This window comes from Flavobacterium sp., assembly GCF_021151785.1.
Taxonomy (GTDB): Bacteria; Bacteroidota; Bacteroidia; order Flavobacteriales; family Flavobacteriaceae; genus Flavobacterium.
Window position 1 is genome coordinate 1 of sequence record NZ_JAGKWP010000088.1, and the last position, 9,724, is coordinate 9,724.

Here is a 9,724-nt window from a genome sequence, read left to right on the forward strand (position 1 = left end):
GTGTAGGACTTGCCGGTGCAAATATACAATCTTTTATTATTTTTACAAATCAAAAATAAGTTTAAAATAAATTGTAATATTGTATTTAGAAATAGAACAAAAATGAAAAAATATAAAATTCTAACAATCACAATTTTAACTGCCATTTCTTGGCATTGTAGTGAACCAAAAGATTTGTTTAATATTGATTCAACCGGTTTAAAACAAGTATACAAGCCTAACGAAAGTATCCAATTAAAGATTGAAAATAAAAAAGAAATTGCGATTGATTCAGTTGTTTACTTTGCAAATGAGGTGAAATTAGGTACAGCTAAAAAAAACAATAGCTTAACTATTAAACTCAATCAACTTTTATTTGGAACACAAGACATTAAAGCATTGGTATACTATGAAGGTAAAAATGCTAGCTGTATCACTTCATTTGAACTTGTTTCTAATATAACTCCAAAAATGTTGGCTTTTACACTTGTAAATACTTACAACCATGATATAGAAGCCTATACACAAGGTTTAGAATTTCACAATGGTATTTTATATGAGGGAACAGGTCAAAGAGGAGAATCGAGTTTAAGGAAAACCGACTATAAAACAGGAACTATTACTAAAAAAATAGGACTTGACCCTCAATATTTTGGTGAAGGGATAACGTTTTTTAACAACAAACTATACCAACTGACTTGGCAAGAAAAAGTAGGATTCATTTATAATCCTGATACGTTTGAAAAAGAAAAAACCTTTGATTATTTCAAAGATATTGAAGGTTGGGGATTAACGCATAATGACAAATATTTAATAATGAGTGATGGTTCTAATACCATTTACTTTTTAGATCCTAATACTCAAAAATTAGTCAAATCGATTCAAGTGTATACCGATACTTCAAAAATTGAACAATTAAATGAATTGGAATGGATTGATGGAAAAATTTGGGCTAATGTTTACCAAAAAGATGCCATTGCGATCATAAACCCAGAAAATGGTGCGGTAGAAGCTGTTTTAAATTTAGCCGAATTAAAATCAAAAATAAAACAACATCCAGAGGTTGATGTTTTAAATGGAATTGCCTATAATCCTAAAACAAAAACCATCTTTGTAACTGGTAAAAATTGGGATAAAATGTTTGAAATCAAAATCAATCCCTGACAAAAAATAAAATAACACATTTAATCAATTAACACCCAAAATAAAAGCATGAAGCACTATATCATCCTATCAATTATTCTTTTTAGCGCTACTATTCATGCTCAAAAAAAGAAAAAAACAATGAATGAAGTAAAACCTCCTGTAGCCAAAATTATTCCTAAAAAACTAGAAAAACATGGGGATATTAGAATAGATAATTACTATTGGTTAAATGAAAGAGAAAATCCTGAAGTAATTGATTATTTAAATAAGGAAAACGAATACTATCAAAAATCTACAGCACATACCAAGCAATTTCAAGAAGATTTATTTTTAGAAATGAAAGGCAGAATTAAGGAAGATGACACTTCAGTTCCTTATTTTTACAATGGCTATTGGTACATTACCCGTTTTGAAACAGGTAAAGATTACCCTATTCATACTAGAAAAAAAGGAAGTTTAGAGGCAAAAGAGGAAATCTTATTTGATTGTAACGAAATGGCTAAAGGTCAGTCCTATTTTAATTTATCAGGAATTAATATCAGTGAAGACAACAAATGGGCTGCTTTTGGTATAGATTTAGTTTCAAGAAGACAATACACTATTCAAATTAAAAACTTAGAAACCGGTGAAATTTTACCTGTAAAAATTGAAAATACTACAGGAGGTTCTACTTGGGCTAGTGACAACAAAACACTTTTTTACACCAGAAAAGATGCTCAAACCCTTCGTTTAGATAAAATTTACAAACACACTTTAGGGACAAAACCTGAAAACGACCAGTTAATTTTTCATGAAAAGGACGATACTTTTTACACTTTTGTTTACAAAGAAAAATCAAAAAAATATCTAGTTATTGGTTCAACCAGCACCTTAACTTCTGAATACCAAATATTAGAAGCTAATAATCCAGATGGTCAATTCAGAATTTTCCAACCTAGAGTACGTGGCGTTGAATATTCCATTTCTCATTATGGTGATAGCTTTTATATTGTAACTAACAAAGATAAAGCTACAAATTTCAAAGTAATGAAAACGCCTGAGCATGCTACCAATTCTGAAAATTGGCAAGATTTAATTCCACACCGAAAAGATGTTTTATTGGAAGGCATTGAAATTTTTAAAGATTATTTAGTTGTTGAAGAACGCACTAATGGATTACATAAAATACAAATTAGACCTTGGAACGGAACTGGTGATTATTATCTTCCGTTTGAGATTGAAACCTATACAGCTTACACTACTACGAATGTAGATTTCGATACCGAAGTTTTACGCTATGCTTACCAATCTATGGCTACCCCTTCTTCTATCATTGACTTCAATATGCGCACCAAAGAAAAAACCATATTGAAAGAGCAAGAAGTTTTTGGAGGCCAATTCGATAAAAAAAATTACAGCGAAGAACGAATTTGGGCAACAGCTCAAGACGGTACCAAAGTTCCCATTTCAATAGTTTATAAAAAAGGAATGAAAAAAGACGGTAAAAACCCTTTTCTCCTTTACGCATATGGCTCTTATGGTTCTTCAATGGACCCTTATTTTTCAAGTACTCGCTTAAGTTTACTAGACCGTGGATTTATCTATGGAATCGCTCATATAAGAGGCGGAGAAGATTTAGGAAGAGATTGGTATGAAAACGGCAAATTATTGAAAAAAATGAACACTTTTACTGATTTCATCGATTGCTCAAAATTTGTAATTGCGGAAAAATACACCTCTTCTTCTCATTTATATGCTGAAGGAGGCTCAGCCGGTGGATTATTAATGGGAGCCGTTGTAAATATGGCACCTGAGTTGTATAACGGTGTCATTGCTCAAGTTCCATTTGTTGATGTTGTTACTACCATGCTAGACGATACGATTCCTTTAACGACAGGAGAATACGATGAATGGGGAAATCCAAATGACAAAAAATATTACGATTATATGTTGTCTTATTCCCCTTATGATCAAGTGAAAGAACAAGTATATCCAAACATGTATGTTTCAACAGGATTACATGACTCACAAGTACAATATTGGGAACCTGCTAAATGGGTAGCCAAATTACGTGTAATGAAAAAAGGTAACAATCAATTATTTTTAGATACAAATATGGATGCAGGACACGGTGGTGCTTCAGGAAGATTTGAAGCTTTAAAAGAGCTAGCTAAAGAATTTGCTTTCTTGTTTGATTTAGAAAAAATTACTAAGTAGTTTAAGTTTTTTTTATACCTTTGCAAGGTTTTATACATCTGTTTACGATGTAAACATAAGTTACAATTTATGGCAAAAGAAATAAAGGCATACGATAATATCTTAGAATTAATAGGCAATACACCGCTTATTAAATTAAACAAAGTTACCGAAGGATTTAAAGGTAATTTTTATGCCAAAGTAGAGGCTTTTAATCCTGGACATTCATCAAAAGATAGAATTGCACTATATATCATTGAGGAGGCGGAAAAAAGAGGTATTTTAAAACCTGGTGACACCATTATTGAAACCACCTCAGGAAATACAGGTTTCAGTTTAGCCATGGTAAGCATTATCAAAGGATATGATTGTATATTAGCCGTTAGTTCAAAATCATCTAAAGATAAAATTGATATGTTACGTACTATGGGTGCCAAAGTATATGTATGCCCAGCTCACGTATCAGCAGATGACGAAAGAAGTTACTATAACGTTGCCAAAAGATTACATGAAGAAACTAAAGGCTCTGTATATATCAATCAATATTTCAACGACTTAAATATTGATGCTCATTACAAAACTACTGGCCCTGAGATTTGGGAACAAACTGGAGGACAAATTACACATTTAATTGCTTGTAGTGGTACTGGAGGTACCATCTCTGGAACAGCTAAATTTTTGAAAGAAATGAATCCTAACATCAAAATCTTAGGAGTTGATGCTTATGGGTCTGTTTTAAAAAAATACCACGAAACAAAAGAATTCGATAATGAGGAGATTTATCCCTATCGAATTGAAGGTTTAGGTAAAAATTTAATACCTACTGCTACTGATTTTGATGTTATTGATCAATTTATAAAAGTTACTGACGAAGAAAGTGCTCATACAGCGAGAGAAATTGCCAAAAAAGAAGGGTTATTTGTAGGATATACGTCAGGAGCCGCATTACAAGCAGCAAAACAATTTGCGGAGGAAGGTGAATTTGACTCCAATAGTAATGTAGTTCTTATATTTCCTGATCATGGATCTAGGTACATGAGTAAGATTTATAGTGATGATTGGATGAGCGAACAAGGTTTTTTTGATAGTGTAAACCTTGAAGAAATTCAAAAAATTGAAATTATTAAATAAAAAACTATTTAATACTATAAAAAAAGTCCTCGTTTTGATAAAACGAGGACTTTTTTAATTAAAGCCAATTGAAAGAAATTTAACCGTAATCATTTTTCAAAACACATAAAAAAAGCCCCACATTTCTGAGGAGCTTATCTAGTAGCGGGAACAGGACTCGAACCTGTGACACTTCTTACTTAATTATCAATGTATTATGAAATTAATAATTTTTTGTATGCCTAAATGTATGCCTTAACCTGAATTTCAACCCTGCTCTAACTTGAAAAATCAAATTCTTTTCAAAAGTAAAATATGTTTACATATTAATAGATGGAATTGATAAAAATTTTACCAAATAATATTAAGTTAAAAAATATAAATATAATAATCCTTGAAACAATAATTTAAAATAATATATTTTGCTTTATAATAAAATAATTCCTACTTTAGAAAACTAAAAATTACTTAATCAATCTCCACTATAAGTAAAATAAATTTTCAAGTATGTCATTGTTTCAAAATGCTGTTGTAACAAAGTATTTACAAGCCTTAAACCAAGATTCCATTAATCAAAAATGGAATGAATTTACTTCCTACTTTCATAATTCTGAAAGACAAGAAAACATTAGAAACTCTAAAGAAGAGCAATATCAAGAAGGCTTTTTAAGAGAATTGTTTGTTAAGATATTAGGCTACACACTAAATCCTGAACCCAATTTTAATCTTACAACTGAATACAAAAATGTAAAAGACAGTAAAAAAGCTGATGGGGCTATTATTTTTGATGATAAAGTAAAAGCAGTTATAGAACTAAAAGGCACAAATACTACTGATTTAGGAAAAATTGAAGCTCAAGCCTTTGGTTATAAAAACAATCAGCCAGATTGTACTTATGTAATTACTTCCAATTTTGAAAAAATCAGATTCTATATTGATAATGCTATTGAACATTTAGAGTTCAATTTATTTACACTTACAGAAGCAGAATTTAAAATCTTGTATTTGTGTTTGGCTGTTGAAAATATTTCAAAAGACATTCCAAAAAAGATAAAAGATGAATCTGTAAGTAAAGAGGATGAAATTACAAAGGAACTATATAGAGATTACTCCCTATTTAAAAGAGAATTATTCAAAAATTTGGTTGAATTAAATCCACATTTTGACCAATTAGAACTTTTTAAAAAATCTCAAAAACTATTAGACAGATTCCTTTTCATATTCTTTGCAGAAGATAGAATGTTATTGCCTCCTAATTCAGTTAGATTGATACTTGAGCAATGGAAACAATTACAGGATTTAGATGAATATACTCCATTATATGAAAGATTTAAAAAATATTTTGGCTACCTAAACACAGGTTACAAAGGCAAAAACTATGATGTATATGCCTATAATGGTGGGTTATTTAAACCTGATGAAATTTTAGACAACATTACAATAGATGATAATTTGTTGTATGCACATACTTTAAAACTATCTGAATATGATTTTGTAAGTGAGGTTGATGTAAACATATTAGGTCACATTTTTGAAAACTCCTTAAATGAGTTAGATGAAATTAAAGCCCAATTAGAAGGTCATGAAATTGACAAAACCAAAACCAAAAGAAAAAAAGATGGTGTTTTCTATACTCCAAAATACATTACCAAATATATAGTTGAAAATACTATTGGAAAACTGTGTGAAGAAAAGAAATTGGAATTAGCCATAAATGAAGAGGATTACATTACAGACAAGAAAAGGCAAAAGAAAACCATTAAAGATTTAGTTGACAAATTAGATATTTACAGAAAATGGTTGTTGCAATTAACCATTTGTGACCCAGCTTGTGGTAGTGGTGCATTCTTAAACCAAGCCTTAGACTTTTTAATTGAAGAGCACCAATACATTGATGAATTACAAGCCAAATTGTTTGGTGATGCATTGGTTTTAACAGACATGGAAAACAGCATTTTAGAAAACAACCTTTTTGGTGTGGACTTAAATGAAGAAAGTGTTGAAATTGCTAAATTATCCCTTTGGTTAAGAACTGCTCAACCTAATAGAAAATTAAATGATTTAAGTGGCAATGTTAAATGTGGCAACTCTTTAATTGATGACCCAGAAATTGCAGGAGAAAAAGCCTTTAATTGGCAAAATGCTTTTCCTAAAGTGTTTGAAAAAGGTGGTTTTGATGTGATTATTGGGAATCCGCCTTATGGAGCAACACTTGATAAAGTTTCAAAAGATTTTTATCAAAAAAAATTTAAAACTTTTCAAGGAAACTTTGAAATATATTTCTTTTTTATTGAATTTATTAATTCAATTCTTAAAGTAAATGGGAAGTTAGGTTTTATTACCCCTGATACATGGATTAGCATTCCACAAGCAAAAAAGTTAAGAGAACATGTATTAGATAATTATGGTATTGAAAATATTGTAAGTTTCAATCATTCAGTATTTGATGATGCAAGTTTAAATGCTATTATTTTTATTCTTTACAAAGATTATTTAATTGAAGAATGTACTGTAATTAATATAATTGAAAAAATTAATGATATTAGCATTTATTCAGATAACATTAAGTTATTAAAAACTGAAAATTGGAAATTAAGTGAAGATAAACAGTTTCAAGTTTTTCAAGATTCAAAAGACATAAGTTTAATTCAAAAAATTGAGTTAAATTCTATAAAAGCTGAAGAATTTTTAGATGTTTGCCAAGGAATTGTACCATATTCAACTGAACATTTAACTAAAGAAGAAGTTAAACAAAGGATATATCATAGTGATACAAAAATTAGTGAAGAATATGGAATTTGGATACAAGGTAGAGCTATAAATAGATACCAAATTTCTTTAGACAAACATGAATATTTAAAATATGGTAGTTGGTTACATAGACCCAGAAAAATTAAATATTTTACTGAAGAAAGAATAATGATACAAGAAATAACTGGTGGAAACCCTCCAAGAATAAATGCTGTATCATACAGTGAAACACTTTTTCATGACCCAGGTATTATTTCATGTGTAAATATTTCCAATAATCTTAAAACAAATTATTTATTGGCTATAATTAATTCTAATTTAATTTCATGGTACAATAGAATGACATCCCCTAAAGGTATTAGAACAACTTTCCCAAAAATATTAATAGGTGACATAAGAAAAATTCCAATTATAGTTACTGATATTAATCTGCAAAATTCAATTTGTCAATATGTTGATAAGATTTTAAAATTGAATTGTAGTTTGCTTATTGATAATAATAAATTCCAAAGAACTCTACAAAGGAAATTTGAATTAGACAGTTTGCCTAAAAAATTAGAATCCTGGTTTGAGTTAACCTTTGCAGAATTTATAAAAGAATTAGGCAAAAAGAAAATAAAGTTGTCCCTTTCAGAAGAAGCAGAATGGGAAGATTACTTTTTAAAAGAACAACAAAAAGCCCTTGCCCTAAAACAACAAATTACCACCACAGACCAGGAAATAGATAAAATGGTTTATGAGTTATATGGGTTAACAGATGAGGAAATCAAGATTGTGGAAGAATCTTGATTCACGAACTCCAAAAAAACAATATAAAAGAGTGAGTATTAGTATAGTTGAGAATAGTTAAAATAATAAAATGGAAAATATACTTGATTTAAAAACAGTTAATGATTTACAAGAATTTCGTTTTCTAATTCCTTCATATCAAAGAGGGTATAGATGGAGTTCAAATCAAATTAAAGATTTATTAAATGATGTTTTTGAATTTAAACCCAAAGAGGTTTTGAATTCTGACCAAAAAACTTGGTACTGTTTACAGCCCATTGTTGTTAAAAAAATTGATGAAACATATTTTGAGGTAATTGATGGTCAACAAAGATTAACTTCAATTTATATTATTCTTTATTATTTGAATCAGCAATATGCTAATGATTTTAAACAAAAACTGTTTAAACTTGAATATGAAACAAGAAAAGATTCTGAGTCATTTTTGATTGAATTGAATAATAATTCAAATCATAATAATATTGACTTTTTTTATATCAGTGAAGCATATAAGACTGTAAGAGAGTGGTTTCTTGAAAAAGGTAATTCTTTTAACAGAAATGAATTTGAATCAAACTTTAAGTTTAATACAAGGGTTATTTGGTATGAAAGCACAGAAGAAGATTCAGTTGCTATCTTTACAAGAATAAACATTGGTAAAATTCCATTAACTAATTCAGAATTAATAAAAGCACTTTTTCTAAATAGCTCAAATTTTATAGATAAAAATGAAAAACTTCGTTTAAGACAATTGGAAATTGCATCTGAATGGGACAATATTGAACAAACATTACAGAAGGATAAAATATGGTTCTTTTTGACTGAAAATAAAAAATCCACAAATAGGATTGAATTTATTTTTGAACTAATGAATGATGAAAATGATATCAATGATCTTTATTCAACTTTTAGATTTTTTCAAAAAAAATTGAAAGTTAAAGATGAAAAGTTGATTAATGAATATTGGCTTGAAATAAAAAGAAGATACCAAATATTTTGTGAATGGTTTGATGAAAGAGAACTATATCACAAAATTGGTTATTTAATTTGTATAGGATTTACTGATATAAAATTACTATATGATTATAATAATTCAATGACTAAATCTGAATTTAAATTAAAATTAGACGAACTCATAAGAAGTAGTGTGAGAAACATAAAAATCAATGAACTACAATATGAAGATAAGGAAGATGTAAAGAGAATATTATTACTATATAACATTGTTACAATGTTAAAAACCACAAAAGATAATTCATATTTCCCATTTGATTCATTCAAAAAAGACAATTGGGACATTGAGCATATAACTTCTGTAAAATCCGAGATGCCTGACAAAGGAAGAGAAGAGTGGATAAATGATGCAAAAATTTTTATAGACCCTGTAATAGACAAGAAAGATAAATTGAAGAAAAAAATTGAAAATTTCAAAGACTATAAAAACAATGATTTATTTAAAGAAATCTATGATGAAATAATCGCTCATTTTAATAATAATTTGAAAGATAGCGATGTTAATGATATATCAAATCTAACCTTATTAGATTCAAGTACAAATAGAGGATATAAAAATGCTGTTTTTCCTATAAAAAGAAAAACAATAATTAATAGAGATAAAGAAGGTGTTTTTATTCCACTTTGTACAAAAAATGTATTTCTAAAATATTTTAGTGAATATCCTCCAAAGATTTCATTTTGGACTGAAGAAGACAGAGAAAATTATGAGAAAGATTTAGAAAACACTTTATCTGAATATTTAAACTAATATGTATGGAAAATAATAATGAATATAAAT

Annotated in this window: 5 protein-coding genes; all 5 read left to right on the forward strand. The window is 28.6% G+C overall.

Annotated features, from left to right (window positions below):
• Window positions 1-102: 102 nt before the first annotated feature.
• The 5 genes from QZ824_RS09130 to QZ824_RS09150 all read left to right on the forward strand — a co-directional run bounded on the left by QZ824_RS09130 (window position 103) and on the right by QZ824_RS09150 (window position 9,694).
• Entirely contained in the window at window positions 103-1,143 is a 1,041-nt protein-coding gene (locus tag QZ824_RS09130; protein WP_291275713.1) for a glutaminyl-peptide cyclotransferase, read from the forward strand.
• A 120-nt stretch (window positions 1,144-1,263) separates the two neighbouring features.
• A complete protein-coding gene (locus tag QZ824_RS09135; protein WP_291275717.1) occupies window positions 1,264-3,321 on the forward strand; it encodes a S9 family peptidase in 2,058 nt (685 codons plus the stop codon).
• A gap of 69 nt (window positions 3,322-3,390) precedes the next feature.
• Window positions 3,391-4,431, forward strand: a complete 1,041-nt coding sequence (locus tag QZ824_RS09140; RefSeq protein ID WP_291275714.1) for a cysteine synthase family protein — start codon at window positions 3,391-3,393, stop codon at window positions 4,429-4,431.
• Between the two features lie 486 nt (window positions 4,432-4,917).
• Complete coding sequence (locus QZ824_RS09145) at window positions 4,918-7,950, forward strand: N-6 DNA methylase (protein ID WP_291275715.1); 3,033 nt, start codon at window positions 4,918-4,920, stop codon at window positions 7,948-7,950.
• Window positions 7,951-8,020: 70 nt separating this feature from the next.
• On the forward strand, window positions 8,021-9,694 hold the full coding sequence (locus QZ824_RS09150; protein WP_291275716.1) for a DUF262 domain-containing protein: 1,674 nt from the start codon (window positions 8,021-8,023) through the stop codon (window positions 9,692-9,694).
• Window positions 9,695-9,724: the final 30 nt, after the last annotated feature.